This window comes from Streptomyces sp. NPDC047117 (assembly GCF_040643545.1).
GTDB lineage: Bacteria > Actinomycetota > Actinomycetes > Streptomycetales > Streptomycetaceae > Streptomyces.
This window is the reverse complement of sequence record NZ_JBEYUN010000007.1, coordinates 318,302-338,362: the sequence shown is the minus strand read 5'-3', so window position 1 is coordinate 338,362 and position 20,061 is coordinate 318,302. Positions and strand designations below refer to the sequence as shown.

The 20,061-nt window shown below is 72.0% G+C and carries 17 protein-coding genes; 3 read left to right on the top strand and 14 right to left on the bottom strand.

Going from position 1 to position 20,061, the window contains the following annotated elements:
* Positions 1–42 precede the first annotated feature (42 nt).
* Positions 43–1,518 (bottom strand): PLP-dependent aminotransferase family protein, encoded by a 1,476-nt coding sequence (locus tag ABZ840_RS16345; protein ID WP_361559650.1) that lies wholly within the window; start codon positions 1,516–1,518, stop codon positions 43–45.
* 47 nt (positions 1,519–1,565) lie between these two features.
* Between ABZ840_RS16345 and ABZ840_RS16340 the strand changes: the two genes are divergently transcribed.
* Positions 1,566–2,051 (top strand): carboxymuconolactone decarboxylase family protein, encoded by a 486-nt coding sequence (locus tag ABZ840_RS16340; RefSeq protein ID WP_361559647.1) that lies wholly within the window; start codon positions 1,566–1,568, stop codon positions 2,049–2,051.
* The gene (locus ABZ840_RS16335; RefSeq protein ID WP_361559644.1) at positions 2,048–2,770 is read left to right on the top strand and encodes an isocitrate lyase/phosphoenolpyruvate mutase family protein; all 723 of its coding nucleotides are present in this window, start codon (positions 2,048–2,050) and stop codon (positions 2,768–2,770) included. The genes ABZ840_RS16340 and ABZ840_RS16335 overlap by 4 nt, the downstream gene beginning before the upstream one ends.
* A 71-nt stretch (positions 2,771–2,841) precedes the next feature.
* Here ABZ840_RS16335 and ABZ840_RS16330 read toward each other — a convergent pair whose 3' ends face one another.
* Positions 2,842–4,011: a hypothetical protein gene (locus ABZ840_RS16330; RefSeq protein WP_361559641.1), complete on the bottom strand. Its 1,170-nt coding sequence runs from the start codon at positions 4,009–4,011 to the stop codon at positions 2,842–2,844.
* A gap of 114 nt (positions 4,012–4,125) precedes the next feature.
* Here ABZ840_RS16330 and ABZ840_RS16325 point away from each other — a divergent pair, with 114 nt between their 5' ends.
* Entirely contained in the window at positions 4,126–4,659 is a 534-nt protein-coding gene (locus ABZ840_RS16325) for a GNAT family N-acetyltransferase (RefSeq protein WP_361559638.1), read from the top strand.
* Between the two features lie 59 nt (positions 4,660–4,718).
* Here the strand turns inward: ABZ840_RS16325 and ABZ840_RS16320 are convergent, their stop codons facing one another.
* The 12 genes from ABZ840_RS16320 to ABZ840_RS16265 form a co-directional block, all read right to left on the bottom strand.
* Entirely contained in the window at positions 4,719–5,702 is a 984-nt protein-coding gene (locus ABZ840_RS16320) for an ABC transporter substrate-binding protein (RefSeq protein ID WP_361559931.1), read from the bottom strand.
* Between the two features lie 17 nt (positions 5,703–5,719).
* On the bottom strand, positions 5,720–7,714 hold the full coding sequence (locus tag ABZ840_RS16315; protein WP_361559635.1) for an ABC transporter permease subunit: 1,995 nt from the start codon (positions 7,712–7,714) through the stop codon (positions 5,720–5,722).
* Positions 7,711–7,890: a hypothetical protein gene (locus ABZ840_RS16310; RefSeq protein ID WP_361559632.1), complete on the bottom strand. Its 180-nt coding sequence runs from the start codon at positions 7,888–7,890 to the stop codon at positions 7,711–7,713. The genes ABZ840_RS16315 and ABZ840_RS16310 overlap by 4 nt, the downstream gene beginning before the upstream one ends.
* Positions 7,890–9,047, bottom strand: a complete 1,158-nt coding sequence (locus tag ABZ840_RS16305) for a glycine betaine/L-proline ABC transporter ATP-binding protein (protein WP_361559629.1) — start codon at positions 9,045–9,047, stop codon at positions 7,890–7,892. The genes ABZ840_RS16310 and ABZ840_RS16305 overlap by 1 nt, the downstream gene beginning before the upstream one ends.
* Complete coding sequence (locus tag ABZ840_RS16300; RefSeq protein ID WP_361559626.1) at positions 9,047–10,609, bottom strand: GMC oxidoreductase; 1,563 nt, start codon at positions 10,607–10,609, stop codon at positions 9,047–9,049. The genes ABZ840_RS16305 and ABZ840_RS16300 overlap by 1 nt, the downstream gene beginning before the upstream one ends.
* A gap of 280 nt (positions 10,610–10,889) precedes the next feature.
* Positions 10,890–12,398, bottom strand: a complete 1,509-nt coding sequence (locus tag ABZ840_RS16295; protein WP_361559623.1) for an aldehyde dehydrogenase family protein — start codon at positions 12,396–12,398, stop codon at positions 10,890–10,892.
* Positions 12,399–12,876: 478 nt separating this feature from the next.
* Positions 12,877–14,301: a hypothetical protein gene (locus tag ABZ840_RS16290; protein WP_361559620.1), complete on the bottom strand. Its 1,425-nt coding sequence runs from the start codon at positions 14,299–14,301 to the stop codon at positions 12,877–12,879.
* Positions 14,302–14,330: 29 nt separating this feature from the next.
* Positions 14,331–14,729 (bottom strand): hypothetical protein, encoded by a 399-nt coding sequence (locus tag ABZ840_RS16285; RefSeq protein WP_361559617.1) that lies wholly within the window; start codon positions 14,727–14,729, stop codon positions 14,331–14,333.
* Positions 14,730–14,751: 22 nt separating this feature from the next.
* On the bottom strand, positions 14,752–15,159 hold the full coding sequence (locus tag ABZ840_RS16280) for a DUF4913 domain-containing protein (protein ID WP_361559614.1): 408 nt from the start codon (positions 15,157–15,159) through the stop codon (positions 14,752–14,754).
* On the bottom strand, positions 15,156–16,925 hold the full coding sequence (locus tag ABZ840_RS16275) for a TraM recognition domain-containing protein (protein ID WP_361559611.1): 1,770 nt from the start codon (positions 16,923–16,925) through the stop codon (positions 15,156–15,158). The genes ABZ840_RS16280 and ABZ840_RS16275 overlap by 4 nt, the downstream gene beginning before the upstream one ends.
* Positions 16,922–18,382: an ATP/GTP-binding protein gene (locus tag ABZ840_RS16270; protein WP_361559929.1), complete on the bottom strand. Its 1,461-nt coding sequence runs from the start codon at positions 18,380–18,382 to the stop codon at positions 16,922–16,924. The genes ABZ840_RS16275 and ABZ840_RS16270 overlap by 4 nt, the downstream gene beginning before the upstream one ends.
* 38 nt (positions 18,383–18,420) lie before the next feature.
* A complete protein-coding gene (locus ABZ840_RS16265; protein WP_361559608.1) occupies positions 18,421–19,908 on the bottom strand; it encodes an SCO6880 family protein in 1,488 nt (495 codons plus the stop codon).
* Between the last annotated feature and the right edge of the window lie 153 nt (positions 19,909–20,061).

Genomic DNA, 20,061 nt, shown 5'->3' with positions numbered 1-20,061 from the left:
GATCGGTGATCGGTCGGGGGCGTGCGCGATGCGCGCGTGCGGTCAGGGAGCCGGTGGCAGGGACCGCAGGAGCGCGTCCAGGGCGCCCGAGAAGGCGTGGTCGGGCGGGCGGCCGTAGCCGACGACCAGGGCGTCCGTGGGCGCGTCCGGGCGGGGCTCTCCCGGGCCGGGCCGGTCGTCCGGGCCGGGCTGCGCGTCCGGGCCCGGCGGCGGGGCCGTGAAGGTCGCCAGGCCCTCCAGGGCGAGGCCGTTGCGGCGGGCGGCGCGCAGCGTGGCCGGTTCGGTGCCCGGGGGCAGGCGGAGGACCACGTGCAGCCCGGCGGCGAGGCCGGTGACCCGGACGTGCGGCGCGTGGGCGGCGAGCGCGGCGACGAGCTGGTCGCGGCGGCGCCGGTAGCGCAGCCGCATGGTGCGGACGTGCCGGTCGTAGGCGCCGCCGGAGAGGAATTCCGCGAGGGTCAGCTGGTCCAGGGAGCCGGACTGCCACTCGCCGGTGCCCTTCAGTTCGAGCAGCGGCGCGACGAGCCGTTCGGGCAGCACGAGCCAGGAGAGCCGGAGGGCCGGGGCGAGGCTCTTGCTGGCGGTGCCCAGGTACACGACGTGGTCCGGGTCCAGGCTCTGCAGCGCGCCCACCTGGCGCCCGTCGTACCGGAACTCGCCGTCGTAGTCGTCTTCCAGGACCAGCCCGCCGGTCCGCCGCGCCCAGTCCACGGCGGCGGCGCGGCGGCCCGGGTGCAGCGGTACGCCGGTGGGGAACTGGTGCGCGGGGGTGAGCAGCACGGCGCCGGGCCGACCGGTGAGCGTGTCGGTGCGGGCGCCGTGCGCGTCCACCGGGAGCGGCACGGTCCGCAGCCCGGCGCGGTCCAGGACGTCGCGGTGGAAGGGCAGGCCGTAGGACTCCACCGCGGCTTCGCGGGCCCCGGCCTGCCGCAGCAGCCGGGCGAGGAGGGACAGGCCCTGCATGAAGCCCGCGCAGAGAACGATCCGGTCGGGGTGGGCGTGCACACCGCGGGCGCGCGCGAGGTAGTCGGCGAGGACGGTCCGCAGTTCGGGCCGGCCGGCCGTGGTGCCGTACCCGAAGGCCTCGCTCGGCGCCGTGGTGAGCGCCTGGCGGGCGGCGGCGAGCCAGGCGGTACGCGGGAAGGCTGAGACGTCGGGGGTGCCGGCGGTGAGGTCGTAGGCGGGCGGCGGGGGCGCGGCGGGCGGCTGCGGCCGGGTGCGGGCCGGCGCGGGGGCGGCCGGGGTCCGCGACACGCGCTCCGCCACTCGGGTGCCGGATCCCTGGCGGGCGGTGAGCCAGCCTTCGGCGACCAGTTCGGCGTAGGCCTCGGCGACGGTGTTGCGGGCCAGGCGCAGGTCGGCGGCGAGGGTGCGGGAGGACGGCAGGCGGGTGCCGGGCGCGAGCCGCCCGGTGCGTGCCGCGTCGCGCAGGGCGTGCACGAGGGCGGCGCGTTTGCCCTGGGTACCGGGGAGATCCAGGTACAGATCGCGCCCGAAAGCGGCCCAGGAATCGGTCATGGAAATGGACCATACCGAGGGACCGGTCCGGACGTAGCGTCGGACTCATGACGACGAACACGACGACCGGCCAGGGCGCCGGCACGCACGGGCCCCGCCTGAACTGGTCGGAGCACGCCCCCGAGGTCTTCAAGGCCATGCTCCGCCTGGAGACGGCGGCCAGGAAGGGCCTCGACCCCGCGCTGGTGGAGCTGGTGAAGATCCGGGCCTCGCAGCTCAACCACTGCGCGTACTGCCTCGACATGCACATCACGGACGCCCGCAAGGCCGGCGAGACCGAGCAGCGGATCTACTTCCTGAACGCCTGGGAGGAGGCCGCCGACGCGTACACCGAGAAGGAGCAGGCGGCGCTCGCGCTCACCGAGGCCGTGACGGTCCTCACCGACGGATTCGTGCCGGACGCGGTGTACGCGCAGGCCGCCGCGCGGTTCGAGGAGGCCGAGCTGGCCCAGCTCATCGCCCTGATCACCACCATCAACGCGTGGAACCGCTTCGGCGTGACCTGCCGGCTCACCCCGGAGTCCCTGAAGTGACGGCGGCGCGGCTGCGCGCCCTGCACCACGGCCGGGCCCCCGGGGACCCGCTCGTGCTGCCCGGCCCCTGGGACGCCGCGAGCGCGCGGGTCTTCGCGGACGCCGGTTTCGAGGCGCTGGCCACGCCGAGCGCGGGGATCGGCGAGTCGCTGGGGTACGGGGACGGGCACACCCCGGCGGACGAGATGTTCGCGGCCGTCGCCCGGATCACCCGGGCGGTCGACGTGCCGGTCACCGCCGACGTGGAGGCGGGGTACGACCTGCCCGCCAAGGAGCTGGTCGACCGGCTCCTGGACGCGGGGGCCGTCGGCTGCAACCTGGAGGACTCCGACGCGGCGACCGGCGTCCTGCGGGACGCCGGGGAGCAGGCGGAGTGGCTCGCGGAGGTGCGGGCCGCCGCCGGCGACGCGCTGGTGATCAACGCCCGGATCGACACGTTCCTGCGGGGCGTGTCTGGTGCCGCGCCCGCGGTGGAGCGGGGGCTGCGGTACGTCGCGGCGGGCGTGGACTGCGTGTATCCGATCCTCGCGCCGCCGGAGCTGCTGGCGGAGCTGGCCGCGGGCATCGGCGCCCCGGTCAACGCGGTGGCCGTGCCCGGCGGGCCGGGCCCGCGCGAGCTGGGCGCCGCCGGCGCGTCCCGCGTCACCTTCGGCGGCGGGCTCCAGCATCGGGCCATGGAGACGCTGCGCGGGGTGGCCACGGCGCTGCGGGCGGGCTGAACGCACGCGGTGGCCGCTTCCGTACGGGTACGGAAGCGGCCACCGGACGTCCTACCGTCGCCCGCCGTGCGTCACTGACCGGCGTACTTCTTGCTGATCGCGTCGAAGACGCCCTCGGCCTCCGGGCCGAGGTGCGGGCCGGCCAGCCAGGTGTGGTCCAGCGAGCCGATGGAGCTGTTGGAGACGAGGGAGAGTTCGCCGTTGCGGTCGGCGAGCCAGCCGCCGCCGGAGGTGCCGCCGGTCATGCTGCAGCCGATCCAGTGCATGGCCGGGGTGGACTGAGCCATCGTCAGCCGCACGGGCCGGTCGAGGCAGTTCATCATCTTCGCGCCGTCGTAGGGCGGGGCCTGCGGGTAGCCGATCGCCTTGACGCCGTTGAGGCCGCCGGTCACGCCGTTGCCCTGGGGCGCGTCGAACCAGACCGGGACGGAGGTGCCGACGGTCTCCTCCAGCGACTTGCCGCCGCCGTTCTCCGGCTTCACGTGCAGCACGGCGAAGTCGTAGGCGGACGCGGCGTTGCCGCTGTGGCCGCCGCCTTCGATCCACTGCGTGGAGGTCTGCGACCAGTCGGCCCACCAGGTGCCGTACGGGCTGACGTTCTGCTGCGAGGAGGCCGCGACCTGGTCGGCGGGCAGCCCGCTGTCGTTGTACGAGGGCACGAAGACGATGTTGCGCATCCAGCCGCCGCTCTTCCCGGTGTGCACGCAGTGGCCCGCGGTCCACACCAGGTTGGACTTCCCCGGGTTGGCCGGGTCGGAGACGACGGTGCCGGAGCAGACCATGGGGCCGTCGGGGCTGTCGAAGAAGATCTTCCCGATGGGCGCCATGTGCTGGTGGTACGGGCGCTCGACCTGCTGGGCGGTGACGGGGCGCGGCTCGGGGTCGGTGGCGCCGCTGCCGCCGGAGCCGGTGCTCTGCGTGGTCACCACGGGGGCGTCCTCGGCCTTGGCCATCCGGGACGGCTTCCACAGGTCCTTGATGACGGGGTTGGCGAACTCGGACGCCTTCCGGGCCCAGGTCTCCTTGTCCCAGTTCTTCCAGCCGCCCTGCTCCCACTTCTTCAGGGAGTCCAGGCTCTTGGGCAGGCCGTTGGGCAGCTTGGGCAGGCCGGACGAGCCGCCGGCCTCCGCCGCGCTGTCCTGGCCCGCGGCCTTGATGTCCTCAGGCCCGCAGGCGGTGGCGGTGACGAGCAGTGCGGCGACCGCGACTGCGGCTGCTGCGGTACGGCGTATGGATGGCATGACCCTTACTCCCCGTTATGACCTACTGTGCGACTGGCAAATTGTCATGACCCCATTCAGGGCCCGCCCTACTATGCCGCCAAGTTGGGGTTGACGCGCGAGTAGGGGCTTGTGATGCACGTCTTACTGGAGACGGAACGACTGCGTTTGCGCGCCTTTTCGGGGGCGGACCTGGACAATCTGCGTGAGCTGCACGCGGATCCCGAAGTCATGCGATATCTGGACAGCGGGCGGCCTGCGCCCGGACTTCTCGTCTCGCGATACGCCGGCCCCGCCCAATTCGGGTACTGGGCCGCCGAGGAACGGGAAACCGGCGAGTTTCTCGGCTGGTTCGAATTCCGGCCCGTGCGCGAGGACCGCACGGACGAGGCCGAGCTGGGATACCGGCTCCGGCGCTCCGCCTGGGGAAGGGGTTACGCCACCGAGGGCTCCCGGGCGCTGCTCGACCGGGGCTTCGCGGAGCTGGGCGTGGGGCGCGTGACGGCCACGACGATGGCGGTGAACACGGGATCCCGGCGGGTGCTGGAGAAGTGCGGGCTGCGGTACGTCCGCACCTTTCACGAGGAATGGGTGGACCCGCTGCCGGGCGCTGAACACGGCGACGTGGAATACGCGCTGACCGCCGCGGAACGGGCCCGGCCCGAATGACGACGGCCGGGCACCCCCCGAGGGGCGCCCGGCCGTATCACCGCCGGAGTTTCAGCGGGTCACTTCTTCGGCAGCCACTTCTGCCATACGTCCGGGTTCTTCTTCACCCAGCTCGCGGCCGCGTCCTCGGGGGACATGTGCTGGGACGCGATGAGCTCCGAGACGTAATTCTGGTCGTCCACCGACCACTTGAAGTTCTTCAGGAACTTCGCGGCCGAGCTGTTGCCCTTGGCGAAGTCGGCGTTGAAGAACTTCTGCAGCGGAGTCGTCGGATAGGCACAGTCGATCGTCGTCGGATCCTTGGTGCCCTTGTCCGCGCAGTCCTTCGTGTACTTCGGGAGCTTGACCTCCTTGAGCGGCAGCTGGTTGAAGAGCCAGTGCGGCTCGTACCAGTACGTCAGGAAGGGCTTCTTCTCCTTGGCGAACTGCTGCATCTGCGTGATCTGAGCCGCCTCGGACCCGGCGAAGACCACCTCGAAGTCCAGGTCGAGGTTCTTCACCAGGGCCTTGTCGTTGGTGACATAGGACGGCGAACCGTCCATCAGCTGGCCCTTGTCACCGCTCTCGGCGGTCCGCAGCTGCTTGGCGTACTTGTTGAGGTTCTTCCAGTTCAGTACGTCCGGGTGCTTGTCCGCCCAGTACTTGGGGACCCACCAGCCGATGTGGCCGTCGACGCCGAGATCACCACCGCGGGTGATGGTCTTCTTCTCGTCGATGTACAGCTTCTCCTGGGTGGGGTGGCCCCAGTCCTCCATGATCGCGTCCACCCGGCCCTGGCTGAGCGCGTCCCAGGCCGGGGTCTCGTCCACCTGGACGGTGTCGACCCGGTAGCCCAGCTCGTGCTCCAGCAGGTACTTGGCGACCGCGACGTTGGACTGCGCGCCCACCCATGTCTGCGTGGAGAGGGTGACCGTCTTGGTCCCGGCAGCCGCCGCGAAGGGCGACGTCTGCTTGGTCATGTCGGCCTTGCCGCAGCCGCTGAGGGCCACCAGCAGGGCGCAGGTCAGCGCGGTCGCGCCGACTGCCGTGGCCGTGGTCCGCATACGTGTACGGGTCATGGTCAGGCTCCCTTCCCCGCGCGGCGGTCCGTGGGCTGCGTGACCCGGTCCAGCATCAGGCCCAGGCAGACGATGGCGATACCGGCGATCATGCCGAGGCCCAGGTCACCGGTGGACAGACCGGCGACGACGTCGTAGCCGAGCGCGCCACCGCCCACCAGGCCGCCGATGATGACGACGGCGAGGACCAGTACGACGCCCTGGTTGACGGCCAGCAGCAGCGCCGGGCGGGCCAGCGGCAGCTGCACCTGGCGCAGCTGCTGCCAGCGGGTGGCGCCGAGCGACTGCGCGGACTCCATGGCGGCCGGGCTGACCTGGCGCAGGCCCTGGGTGGTGATGCGGATGACGGCGGGCAGCGCGTAGACGACGGCCGCCGCGGCGGCCGGGGCGCGGCCCACGCCGAACAGCGCGACCACCGGGATCAGGTACACGAACTGCGGCATGGTCTGGCAGACGTCCAGCACCGGCCGGAGGATCTTCTCCATCCGGGCGCTGCCGGCCGCGAGCACGCCGACGCCGATGCCGACGAAGAGGGTGACGACCAGCGCGGACAGCACCTGCGACAGGGTGTTCATGGACGGCACCCAGACCCCGAGCACGCCGATGACGGCGAGCGCGACGGTCGCGGTCAGCGCGGTGCGCCAGGTGCCGATCAGCCAGGCCAGCGCGGCGACGATCAGCAGCGCGCCCCACCAGGGCAGGGCGGTCAGGCCGTCACGGAGCGGGTTGAGCACCCAGGAGGTGAAGCCCGCGGCCCAGTCGGCGGTGCCGCCGATGACGGGGATGCCGGAGTAGAGGTGGTCCACCATCCACTCCTTGAACTCGTTGACCGGCGGCGCGATGTCGGTCACCGCGGCGGACGGCCAGATCAGCGAGCCGGTGAGCCGGCCCACGACGGCCGCGAGCACGGTCACGACGGCGACGGCGGGCCAGACGAACCGGCCGCGCAGCCAGGCGGGGCCCGTGCCCTGCTCGGCGCCGAGCCGCTCGCCGGCCTTGGCGGTGGTGCGGTCCATGACGATGGCCAGCAGCACGATCGGGATGGAGGCGGCCAGCGCGGAGCCGACGTCCACGGAGGCCAGCGCCTGGTACACGCGGTCACCGAGACCGGCCGCGCCGATCATCGAGGCGATGACCACCATGGACAGGCCCATCATGATCGTCTGGTTGACGCCGAGCAGCAGTTCCTTGCGGGCCAGCGGCAGCCGGGCGGTCAGCAGCCGCTGCCGGCCGGTGGCACCGAGCGAGGACACGGCCTCCAGAACGCCGGCGTCGGCGCCGCGCAGGCCGAGCGCGGTGAGCCGGGCCATCGGCGGGGCCGCGTAGATCACGGTGGCGAGCAGCGCCGCGGGGACGCCCATGCCGAAGACCATGACGAACGGCAGCAGGTACGCGAAGGCCGGCAGCACCTGCATGGTGTCCAGGACCGGCCGCAGCACGCGGAACATCCGGTCCGAGAGGCCGCCGACCAGGCCGAGCACCGCGCCCACGACGATCGAGACGAGCACCGCGACGACCATCAGGGCGATGGTCTGCATGGTCGGCACCCACATCCCGAGCACGCCGCTGACCAGCAGCGACACCAGCGCGGTCGCGGCGATGCGCAGCCCGGCGACACGCCAGGCGACGAGGGTGACCAGCGCGGTCACGCCGGTCCAGCCGAGCGCCAGGAGGCAGACGTAGACGGCACGTACGGAGATGACGATGCCGTTGGAGAGGTGGCCGAGGAAGTAGACGAAGAGCCAGTGCGAGTCGCGGTTGTCCACGATCCAGGTGCTGGCGTCGCCGAACGGACCGGAGAGGTCGACGGTCAGCGCGTGCGGCCAGACGCCGCTCGCCCACTTGCTGTTGACGAGGGGCACGAGGACGGCCGCGGCGACGGCGAGCACGAGGAGCTTGCCGAGGGCGCCGTGGCGCAGCGAGGCGGTGAGGCGGGCCGCGCGCGGGTTGGCGCCGGCCGAAGCGGTGGTGGCGGAGGTGGTCGTGGCGGCGCTCACACGCGCCCCCGCTTCGCGGTACCGGCCGGCACGTTCAGCGCGGCGGCGCGCTGCGCTTCGTGCCAGTACCGGCGGGCCGCGGCACGCAGCCCTCGCAGGCTCAGCGGCCGGGCGGCCGCGGGACGGGCTCTGAGGTTCAGCGTCACGGGGACGGTGGGGACGGTACGGGGATGCATCAGACGGCCGCCTTCCCGTGGTCCGGCTCGTCCTTGTCCGCCGCGTCCTTGGCGGAATCCGTCTCGTCGAGGCGGGCCACGACGTTGAGCAGGCACTCGTGGTCCACGACGCCCAGGCAGCGGCCGTCCTCGACGACGCGCGCCGCGCCGCCGGAGCGGACCACGGTCTCGATCGCGTCGGAGATCAGCGTGTCGGGGGCGAGCGTGACGCCCTCGTCGGCCTCGGCGTCCCCGGCGGGCCGCATGGCGCGGCGTACGGTCAGGACCTGCTCGCGCGGCACGTCGCGGACGAAGTCCCGGACGTACTCGTCGGCCGGGGAGCCGACGATCTCCTCGGGGGTGCCGAGCTGGACGATCTTCCCGTCCCGCATCAGGGCGATGCGGTCGCCGAGCAGCAGGGCCTCGGCGAGGTCGTGGGTGATGAAGACCATCGTGCGGCCCTCGTCCTTGTGCAGGCGGATGACCTCTTCCTGCATGTCGCGCCGGATGAGCGGGTCCAGCGCGCTGAAGGGCTCGTCGAAGAGCAGGATCTCGGGGTCCACGGTGAGCGCGCGGGCCAGGCCGACGCGCTGCTGCTGGCCGCCGGAGAGCTGGCCGGGGCGGCGCTGTTCCAGTCCGCCGAGGCCGACCTTCTCGACCATCTCCATGGCCTTGGCGCGGCGTTCGGCCTTGCCGACGCCCTGGATCTCCAGCCCGTAGGCCACGTTGTCCAGCACCGTACGGTGCGGCAGCAGGCCGAAGTGCTGGAAGACCATGGCGGCGCGGTGCCGGCGCAGCTCGCGCAGCGCGGACTTGTCCATGCCGCGCACGTCCTCGCCGTCCATCTCCAGGTCGCCGCTGGTCGGCTCGATGAGCCGGGTCAGGCAGCGGACGAGGGTGGACTTGCCGGAGCCCGAGAGCCCCATGACGACGAAGACCTCGCCCTTCTTCACGTCGAAGGAGACGTCACGCACGGCGGCGGTGCAGCCGGTCCGCTCGCGCAGCTCCTGCGCGGAGAGGCCGGTGAGGCCGGCGTCCCCCGGCACCTTCTCGGCCTTGGGCCCGAAGACCTTCCACAGGTTGCGGACGGCGAAGACGGCGTCCTGCCCGGCTGCCGAACCCTCCGGCGTGGTCGGGGACTTGTCGTTGGCGGATGCGTCGATGACGGTACCGGCCATCACGCATCACCTCCCTGGGTCGGGGTCTCGGTGAGAATCTCGGCGCACTTCTCCCCCACCATCAGGACGCCGATCATCGGGTTCACGGCGGGCATCGTCGGGAAGACGGACGCGTCGGCGATACGGATACCGCTCAGCCCGCGAATCTTCAACTGCGGGTCTACAACGGCCAGTTCATCGTCCGGTGCACCCACCTTGCAGGTGCCGGCGGGGTGGTAGACGGTGTGCGCGGCCTTGCGCACGAGCTCGCTGATCTCGGCGTCGTCGGTGACGTCGGGGCCGGGGAAGACCTCGCGCTTGAGCCACTTCGCGAACGGCTCGGCCTGCGCGACCTTGCGCGCCAGCTTGATGCCGTCGACGAGGGTCTGACCGTCGTAGTCGCCCTCGTCCTCGAAGTACTTGAAGTCGAGCGCGGGCTTGACCTCGGGGTCGGCGGAGGTCAGGTAAAGACGGCCGCGCGCCCGGGACTTGGGGATGTTCGGGGTCATCGACACACCGTGCTCGGGGCGCTCGTAGCCCAGCCGCTCCGGGTTGTCGGTGAAGGGGATCTGGTAGAAGTGGAACATCAGGTCCGGGCCCTTGTGGTCCGGGTCCCGCTTCACGAAGAGGCCCGCGTCGGAGTCCATCGCGGAGTTGCCCGGGAGCGGCCCGTTGGTCTCCCAGACGATGACCGACTCGGGGTGGTCGATGAGGTTCTCGCCGACGCCCGGCAGGTCGACCACGCAGTCGATGCCCAGCGCCTCCAGGTCCTTCTTCGGACCGATGCCGGAGTGCATCAGCAGCCGCGGGGTGTCCACCGCGCCGGCGCAGACCAGCACCTCTCGGCCGGCCTCCAGGTAGATCTCCGCGCCGTCCTTGGTACGGACGTGGACGCCCGTGGCGGTGGTGCCGTCCAGCTCCAGCTTGTGCGCCCAGGTCTCCAGCAGCAGCGTGAGGTTCGGGCGGTCCCCGGCCTCCATGTGCGGGTGCAGGTACGCGACGGAGGCGGACGAGCGCTTGTTGTTCTCCGGGTGGTACGCAAGGTCGAAGAACCCGACGCCCTCCTCGAACGGCTGGTCGTTGAAGCCGACGACCTCGGGGACGTCGAGGGCGGTCTTGGTGGCCTCGATCCAGTCCGTGGCGATCTGGTTCTGGTCCTTCTTCGCCACCCGCACGATGTTGTTGCGCAGCTTGCCGAAGTACGGGTCCATCGCCTTGGCGTTCCAGCCCTTGGCGCCCGCCTCTTCCCACTCGTCCCAGTCGGACGGCAGCGGCTTGAAGGAGATCAGGGTGTTGTGCGACGAGCAGCCGCCGAGGACCTTGGCGCGGCTGTGCAGGATGTGCGAGTTGCCGCGCGGCTGCTCGGTGGTCGTGTACTCGTAGTCCAGGTCACCGCCGAGCAGGCCGAGCCACTTGCGCAGCGTCAGCACGTCCTCGCGGTCGATGTCGGACGGGCCGCCCTCGATGACGGCGACGGTGACGTCGGGGTCCTCGGTCAGGCGCGAGGCGATCACCGAACCTGCGGTGCCGCCGCCGACGATCACGTAGTCCGCGGACATCTTCTTCGCTGCTGCGGGAGGCATGGGTAGCTCCTTGTGGTTTTTCAACGTGCGTGCGGTGGCGCAGTTCTTGAGAGCGGATGCGCTCGGCCGGTGGGCGGGAGCGCCCGGGGTGCGCGAGCGGTGGTCGCTCTGCGGGGCTGCGGTTCCGCTGGGCCGCGTCCTTGCGGCCGGGAAATTCGGGGGGGGCGGGCCGGGCCTGTCACCGGGTACGGGATACGGCCGGGCCCGCGCGGAGGGGCGGGCTGCGGGTGGCCGGGCGGGCCGCGACGGTGCTGCGGCCCACCCGGTCACCGCGGGCGGGTCAGCCCGCGAACCAGCGCACCGGCTCGGGGCGCAGGTTCTCGTAGATGTGCTTGCTCTCGCGGTACTCGTCCAGGCCGGCCGGACCCAGCTCGCGGCCGATGCCGGACTTGCCCATGCCGCCCCACTCGGCCTGCGGCAGGTAGGGGTGGTAGTCGTTGATCCAGACGGTGCCGTGGCGCAGCCGGGCCGCGACCCGGCGGGCGCGCGCGGTGTCACCGGACCACACCGCGCCGGCCAAGCCGTACTCGGTGTCGTTGGCGAGCGCGACGGCCTCGTCCTCGGTGGTGAAGGTCTCCACCGTCAGGATCGGCCCGAAGGTCTCCTCGCGGACCACCTTCATGTCGCGGTGGCACTGGTCGAGGATGGTCGGCTGGTAGAAGTAGCCGGCCTCGGGGCGGGTCTCGCTCGGCTTCGGGCGGGAGCCGCCGCAGCGCAGGCGGGCGCCCTCCTTGAGCGCGGACTCGACGTACGCCTCGACCTTGTCCAGCTGCTGCTGGGAGACGAGGGGGCCGCACTCGACGCCCTCCTCGGTGCCCCGGCCGAGCTTGATCCGCTCGGCGCGGCGCGCCAGTTCGGCGACGAAGCGGTCCTTGACCGAGGCCTGGACGATCAGCCGCGCACCCGCGGAACAGACCTGCCCACTGTGAATGAAGGCGGCGTTCAGCGCCTGGTCCACGGCGGTGTCGAACTCCTCGTCCGTGGAGCACGCATCCGCGAACACCACGTTGGGGTTCTTGCCACCCAGCTCCAGCGCGATCTTCTTCGCGCCGGACACCGCGGCCGCGCCCGCCTTCGTACCGCTGACGAGGCCGCCCGTGAAGGAGAAGAGATCCACGTCCGGGTGCTCGGCCAGCCGCTGGCCGACGGGCACGCCGGCGCCCGTGACGATGTTCGCGACGCCGGTCGGCAGACCGGCCTCCACCAGCAGCTTCACCAGGTGCACGGTGGACATCGGCGTGACCTCGCTGGGCTTGATCACGAAGGTGTTGCCGGCCGCGATCGCCGGGGCGACCTTCCAGCTGGCCTGCAGCAGCGGGTAGTTCCAGGGCGTGATCATCGCGCAGACGCCGACCGGCTCGTACACGACGACGCTGTGCACGTCCTCGCTGCCCGCGTCGACGACCCGCCCGCCGCTCTCGTTCATCACGAGGTCGGCGAAGTACCGGAAGGCGTTGGTCACGTCGTCGACGTCGACGCGGCCCTCCTCCAGCGTCTTGCCGGTGTCGCGGCTCTCGATGAGCGCGATCTCCTCGCGGTCCCGCTGCAGCAGGTCCGCGACCCGGCGCAGCAGCGCGGCCCGGTCGCCCGCCTGCGTACGGGGCCACTCGCCCTGTCCGCCCGCGAAGGCCCGCGACGCCGCGGCCACAGCCGCGTCCACGTCCTCGACGCCGCCCTCGGACACGGTGGCCAGCACCGTCGCGTCGGCGGGGTCGAGGACCTCCCGCGTGGCGTCGGATGCGGCGCCACGCCACACCCCGTCTACGTGAATGGTCTCGATTGCCGACACGTCCGCTCAGCCTTCCAATTCCACTTGCCGTTCTGTGCCTGCCGGTTCACACCAGCAGCAACATCGACCCCTCCCCCCTTATCCGGCGCTCATGCGCAAAACTTCACGGAAGGTGACGGGAGTCACGGATTCGCTTCGACAATGGATGCATTTGTCCTGTTTTGGCAGATGGCTGCGCTATACAGCGGGGTGTCGTCGCCCCCGAAAAAGGAAAGAGCCTGCACCGCTCACGGGATGCCCACGACGACACAGAGCCAGGCGGCCGACCAGCCTCGGCGGCCAGCAGCCCCGTCAGCCCGCGGTCGCTATCGGATCTCGTTGCTTTCCGTGACGGCATGGATACTTCCGCCCTCCCGGCCGATGAGAGTCATGCGGGCGGTGTTGGTCATGTATCGCCTCCTTGCCGTTCGGGCCGGAGAGGCTCACTCCTCGTCGTCAGGTGTCGTATGCGGGGCCCGCGTACGTTCCCCCGGCCCGCTCAGCGGTTCTTGAGGCCTGTGACGAGCAGGCCCCCACCGTTGTTCGGTGTGACGAAGAGCCCCGAGTTCTTCATCGGCTGCAGGGGGATCTCCGTTCCGATGGGCAGCGCCTTGGCCGTGCCGTCCGCGACCCGCACCTGGGCAACGGTGCCCTCGGTGTCGGCGGCCGGCACGGTTCCGTAGGCGGTGCCGTCGTCGCGTACTGCACTGACCAGGATGCCCTTGCGCTGCGAGTCGCCCGCGAGGCACACGCCCTTGTGCTCGCGGAGGTCGAAGACCACGGAACCGTAGGCCACGTACCGGCCGTCGGGCGAGGCCACGCTCCGGGGTCCGTCCTTGCCCCCCAGTGCGCCGACGTCGCCGCTGGAGCACGTGGTGCTCGCCTGTACCCGGCCGTTCGCCGAGTCGTGCACGGACCAGACCCGGTCAGCGCCCTGCTCCTCGCCCTTCGGCGTCCACGAGGCGACGAGGTGCGTGCCGACCGTACCGATGACGTCGCCGTTGAGGTGGTTGTTCGAGCGGAGGTGCCCGGTGGCAGCCCCGTCCGGGGTGACGTCCTGGCTGTTCCACCTCTTCGGCACCCCGAAGCCGCCATTCATCTCGCTGACGGCGACCGGGCCCCCGGCCGTGGTCGCGGCGACCCACGCCGGGCACGTGCCGGTGCCGCACTCGGTGCCGAGCTTGCTGCCGTTCCCGTAGTCGGTGACCTTCCCGCTCGCCATGTCCACCGAGGCGCTGAACGCCGAGTAACCGCGCCAGGTGAGGACGAGGCCCGCGCCACCGTCCTGGACCCGGAGGTCCTCGGGGTCGGCGCCGACGGAGGTGGAGCCGTCGTGGTCCTTGAGGGGAACGGAAACACGGTGCGTGGGCGCGACATTCTTGCCGGACGCGTCGACGGGGAAGATCTCCAGCTCCACGACCTCCTTGCCGCTGGTCAGTTCGTCCTTGCCCCGCACGCCGTGAGCCCAGGCGACCACGTAGTCCCGGCCGCCCTGGTGCACCGTCGTCACGCCGGGCAGCTCCGGCTCCCCTGCCTGGTACCGGCTGGAGTCGGGGTCTTCGTACAGCGAGATCGGCGGGGCCCACGGCTTGCCCGTCCACTCGATCGCGCCGGTCGTGGCATCCCTGACCTGGACGGCGTACCCGGCCTCGTCCACGGCGGTCAGGTAGGCGACCTTGCCGGTCTCGGCCGATGCCGCGACGGGGACGTTGTGCGAGTTCTCCGGCAGCCAGGTGAGCTTCTGCTGCCAGCCCTCCGTGCTGCGGTAGCCGGACGGCGCGGAGATCTCCACCATCGGCGCGGCCGACGGACTGCTCGGCTTCTTCTTACCGGCGGCCTTGCCGGCAACGGACCCGGTGTCGGTGCATCCGGTGATGAACGCGCCCGCCAGGACCAGGCACCACAGCGCCTTTGCGTTACGCACGTGCTTCCTCACTTCTGTGCAGGGTCGAATCAACGCGATCTGTTCCGGCCGCGGCCGGGCCGCGGCACCGGGGGCTGCGGAGCCCTGCGGGCCGGCGGGATCGCCGTCCGCCGGGGGCCGGTCGCCGCTCTCCGCGGCTCCTTCGCCTCTTCTTCCTTCGCGCGCAGGAGCCGTACGGCGGCGGCGATCGCCTCCTCCACGGTGGGGAAGAGGGCCGCGAGCGCGGTGGGGCCGGCGGGACCAGCGGTGACCCGCCACAGGCTGTGTACGTGCTTCACCACGACCGTGCGGCCGTCATACCGCAGCTCCACGGCGGCCTCGCCGCCGGGCTCCGCCCGCACGCCGATGTCCACGGCCGTGTCCCCCACGGCCGCGCGCCCGGCCTCCTCGGCCGCTGTGCGCAGCCGCCGCGCCTCCGCCCGCTCCACCGTTCCTCGCTCCCGTACCCGCTCACCCGTCGTACGCGTCGACCTCCGGTGCGGCCTTCGCGCGGTGCGCGCCGGCCTTGCAGCCCGCGAACGGGCCCGCCGGGTCGCGCAGTTCGAGCATGGTCGGGCCGAGGTGGTCGCGGTGCCACACCGCGGGACCGCTGGCGCCCGATCCCGGGTCGGTGAGCTCCTGCCACGCGAGCCACAGCGCGTGCAGCCGGGCCACCGCCTCCGCGTGCTCCCACCAGCGCGGGCACCACGGCGACTGGGAGCGGGCCTCGCGCCCGTATACCGGTACGAGCAGGCCGTTGACCCACAGGGCGAGGCCCCGCAGCTCCTCGGCGTACTCGTCGCCCTCCAGGTAGAGGATGAAGGGCGGGGCCTGCAGCTCGGCGCCGCCCGCCCCGCCGTCGAACGTCTGTGCCGTCACGGTTTCTCCATCACGATCTGCGCCGCACGCGCCGTCATCGCCTGCGACTCGGCTTGCGCGGCTGCCTGAATGCGCTCGGCGCCCGGCTCCTTGAACCACGGCCGCAGCCGGATCAGCGCCGGCCGGATACCGGTCGCCAGCAGCAGCGCGGTCCCCTTCGGCAGCGCACGGATCCGGTCGACCGGCATCACCCGCTCCTGCCGGTACGAGGTCGACCGGGTACGGCCGTCCTTGCTGCGGGAGATGCTCACCGTGCTCACATCGTGCTCGCCCACCAGCTTGGACACCTTCTCGACGAAGTCCGCGTCGTCGAGGCCCGCGCCCAGCATCTTGATCGTCGCCGCGCTCCACAGGGCGTCCATGCCCGCGTCGCCCCACACCCGGCTCCCCTGCCGGTAACTCTGCAGCAGGGTCACGACGTTGATCCCGCGGGAACCGAAGTGCGAGTAGAGGTCCGGCAGGTCGGAGATGCGGCAGACGTTGGCCGCCTCGTCGAGCACGGCGGTCATCGGCGGATCCAGCCGCCCGCCCTGCCGCTCCGCCGCGACGGCCCCCGCGCGCATCACCGAGTCCGCCAGCGCGGCGATGACGCCGGCGGCCGAACCGCCGCCGTCCTTGGAGAGCAGGTACAGGGTGTCGCGGCTGAGCGCGTGCCGCTGCGGCGAGAACTGCGCGACCCCCGGGTCCGGGGTCACCCACGCCGAGATCCTGGGGTCCAGCAGGCAGGAGACGCACTGCCGGGCCGTCTCGAAGATTCCGTCCCGCGTCTCGACCGCGCCCTGGATGGTGCTCTGCAACTGCGCGGCGAGCGCGGGCATCTGCGCGTCGTTGAGCAGGTCGATCGGCGTACGGTCGGCCGGGTCGGCCAGCCAGCCCAGCAGCTCGGTCACCTGCCGCTGTCCGCGGTTCGCGGCGTGCAGCAGCGCGGTGAGGGTGTTCTGCGCCGCTGAGATCCAGAAGTCCTTCTTCGAGGCGTCGTCGTTGACCGCGCCCACGAAGTGCCCGGCCAGCCGCATGGCCCCTTCGATGGTGGACGCCTCCGCCAGCATGTCCCACCACATGGTGCGGGGCGTGTGGGCGATCCCCTGCGGGTCGAACGTCCATACCGTGCCGACGCGCTCCCGCTCGGCCTTCGTGACCGTGTAGACATCGGCCTTGTTGGACGTCAGGATCACCGGGCCGCGGGCGCGCAGCGTACGGGGGACGGCGACGCCGGTCGACTTTCCGGACCGCGGCGCCATCAGGTGCAGCTCCACGTCCTCGTACGAGGACCGCAGCTCGGGGCCGTTCGGTTCGAGGTTGCCCAGCAGGTTGCCGGTGTCGTCGGGGTCGAGCTTGCCCGACTTCGGCAGCGAAGGGCGCAGCGAACGGGACTTGGCCGCCGCCTCCTTGGGCAGCAGCACGGCCAGCTCGCGCTTCCCGGCCAGCCCCTTCGGCTTGGCGAGCCGCCGCCGGAACGCGGCGACCACCAGCACGATCAGCACGACCGCGAGGACGAAGAGTACGACCATGCCCGCGACGACCGCGCCCACCGGGGCGTCCGGCCACAGCCCGGCCGGACCCTGCTGCACGAGGTCGGCCATGGACGCGAGGGAGAAGGGGGGCGGGTTCCAGCCCGCGCCCGACACGGCGGCGCCGAGCGTGCCGCCGAACCACGCGCCGAAGAACGCCAGGAAACAGAAGGCGGCGACGGCGACGATCACCCAGGGCAGCAGATCGTCGGCTCCGGCGCCTCCCTTCCGTCCCCCCGTGTACGGCTTGCTCATCCCCGTGCCCCTATGTCTTCCACCGGATTCCCGGCCCCGACCCAGCGGGTGTTGGTGTTGTGGAGCTCGCGCTCGGTGTCGGTGATCGCCACCCGGATCGGAATGCCGGGGCGGCCGCCCACCTTGATCAGGAAGCGGCCACGGCCCGGCGGTTCCTCGTTGCCGCCGGTACCGGCCCAGCCGGGCGGCGAGGACCAGGACGACACCAGGTCGATCTCGCGCTCCGACAGACCGACGATGTTGCTGAGGTCCTGCATCTCCGCCTTGGGCAGCCCGGCGCAGACCACCATCCCGGCCCGCTCGACGAAGCCCCGGGCCTTGGCCCGGTCCGCCTCACTGCCCAGCGCCTCCGCGTCCTTCAGCGTGTGCGTGATCTTCGCGTCGCCCAGGCCCAGCGAGCGGTTGAGGCGGGTCAGTGCGTCGATCCGCTCCACGATGCCGGACGCCGCGCGGAGCGGCCGCCACAGCTCGTCGAGGACCGTGAAGAACCAGCGCCGCGGCGCAAGTCCGGCATCGGAGAGGGCGTGCGCGGCGGCGACCGTGCCGAGCCCGTCCGACCATGCCGCGAGCATCGCCGCGGCGGTCAGCTGGGTGTCCGCCTCGCCGATGCGGGAGATGTCGATGCACACCGCCGGCGCGTTGGGGTTGATCCGGGTCGAGGTCTCGGAGGCGAAGGTGCTGCCCAGCGGACCGTCCAGGATGCCCAGCAACGAGCGGTGCAGCGGGTCGACGGCCTCCCGGTAGCGGGCCATGTCGCCGCGGTCGAGGGTGACGGCACGTACCCGGTCCGGCCCCTCGTCGAGCACCCGGAGCAGGTCGGGCAGGAGCGGCGCGCGTCCCGTGGGCGTCCGTTCCCTGAGGTGGTGCAGGCAGGCGGAGACCACCGACATCTCGTGGTCGCCCATCGGCTGCCCGCGCACGATGGTGATCAGCGCGGCGACCATGTTGAGCACCCGGCCGTGGGCCTCGGAGGTCAGCGCCCGCCCGGCCTCACCGCCCAGCCGCTCGGCCGCCTCGCCCATGGCACCGGGGTCGAGGACGTTGATACCGCCGACGCCACGGCCGATGGAGATCACCTGGCCGCCCAGGGCCCGCACCGTGTCGGCGTAGTCCGGCTTGAGGTCGCCCAGGACCAGCGGCACGACGCCGGTCGCGGCCAGGCCGATGAGCATGCGGTTGACCAGCGTCGACTTACCCAGGCCCGGCATGCCCAGCATGAACAGGGACGGGTTGGAGATGTAACGGGCCCTGGTGAACCACGAGATGGGATCGCCGCAGACGGTCGCGCCGGTGTGCAGGTGCTGGCCGAGCGGCACGCCGGTCATGGGAGCGCCGGAGCCCGCCGCGAACGGCCACAGGCCGCAGGCCTGCACCGTCGTGGCACGCCACATCGTCGGCGGGTCCATGTTCGCGACCTGCCCGCCGCCCGGCCCGTACCAGCCGCGGGGCGGCGCCATCGGCGTACGCGGCGCGCGGGCCTGAGGCTTCTTCCTGCTCACAGCGCCTCCCGGATCTCACGCGGGATGAGCGTGTGCTCCCAGGGCAGGATCCCGACGGGCAGCGTGCAGGTGAACGCCGACGCCTGCATACGGTCCGCGGGCCGCATCAGCACGCGCGAGGACGCCTGGAGGTTGCGTACGGTCGTGGCGGCATCGGCGAGCTGCGACTCGTCGTCGACCGTCACGGTCAGCATCAGCGAGAACTCGACCAGACCGGCACCCGACGCCTCCTCGGCAGCCGTCTGCTCCGCGGCCCGCATCTCGTTGGACGCACGCGCCTGCACCAGACCACGCCCTGACGACGCGGTGAAGTGGGCGTTGCGCCGGTCCGCCTCGACGATCCGCGCCGAGGTGGCCGGGTCGATCGGGCGGTAGACCAGGCACACCCGCTTGCGCCGGGTCCCGGGCGCGGGCTCCAGCAGCCCGCGCAGCACGTTGGACCGTACGGTCCCGCGCGGCGCGAGGGTGAGCAGCCAGCTGCGGGAGACTCCCGAGTCGTGCTGGTAGGAGGTGACCGACTCCACGGCCGAGGCCGGCCCGGCGTCCTCCCATTCGAGCCCGGTGGACTTGTTCTCCGCCCGTACGGAGAGGATGTCCGGCGCGATCGCCGGGTCGTACGCGACGCGCACGGTCTCCGCGATCTGCTCCGCCGAGAGCGGGCGCGCGGAGCCGCCGCCCGCCGCGACCAGGCCGGACAGCAGCCCGGGCAGGCGAATCGCCAGGTCGGTGACGACGGTCTCGGGGTCACGGCGGGTGCCCACGGTCCCGTACGTCAGCGTGACGTAGGTGTGCATCTCCGAGGACGCGGACGGATACCGCTCCACGACCTCCTCCATCACCGCACGGGCCGCGGCCGGCGCGGTCGGCGAGAGCCGGGGCAGCACCTCGGCGGCCAGCCGGGTCCCGGTGTCGGGCGCCGTCTCCACCACCACGGACGCGCCCCGCAGGCCCGGCTCGTGGGAGAGCCTGGCCAGCCAGTCGCCCCAGGACGCCACCCAGATGTCGATCTGCTCGCCGTCGATCAGCGAACCGCCATCGGGTTCACAGGCGAGCACGACCGTGTACAGATTGCGCCCGGGGTGGTGCAGCACGCCGAACGGACGGTCGTACGCGTCCCTCCCCTCCCGCATCTTCACCCGGGCCAGCAGCCCGGGAGGGGAGAAGCGCCCGCCCGGCCGCCGCGACAGCGGTCCGGAGACGTAGATGTGTGAGCCTTTGGACTTCCTGCGCATCCAACCGATCCGAACTGCGAGCAGCTGATAGATGTTCCGGCCGTCCACGGTGCGGACGGCGACGGGCGCGACCACCAGGAACAGCGGTACGAGCACGGTGATCGCGGCCATGAGGGAGATCAGGGACGCCAGCAGGACGACCACCAGCCCGCCGAAGGTGGCGACCGTGCCGAGCAGGCCGAGCGGCCCGAGCCCCGGCCTTCTGGGGCGCCGCCAGTTCCCGTATGTGGGACGCGCGACTTCGGAGGCCATGCGATTCCTTTCAATGAGTCCCTGCGACGCCGGGAAGCGCGGGCGCGCTCCCCTTTCCCGGCCGCGGCCGACGGAACGCCGTCGGCCGCGACGGCCGGGCGCGGACCCGCGTCGTGGGCCCGTGCTGTGGGCCCGTGCTGTGGGCCCGTGCCG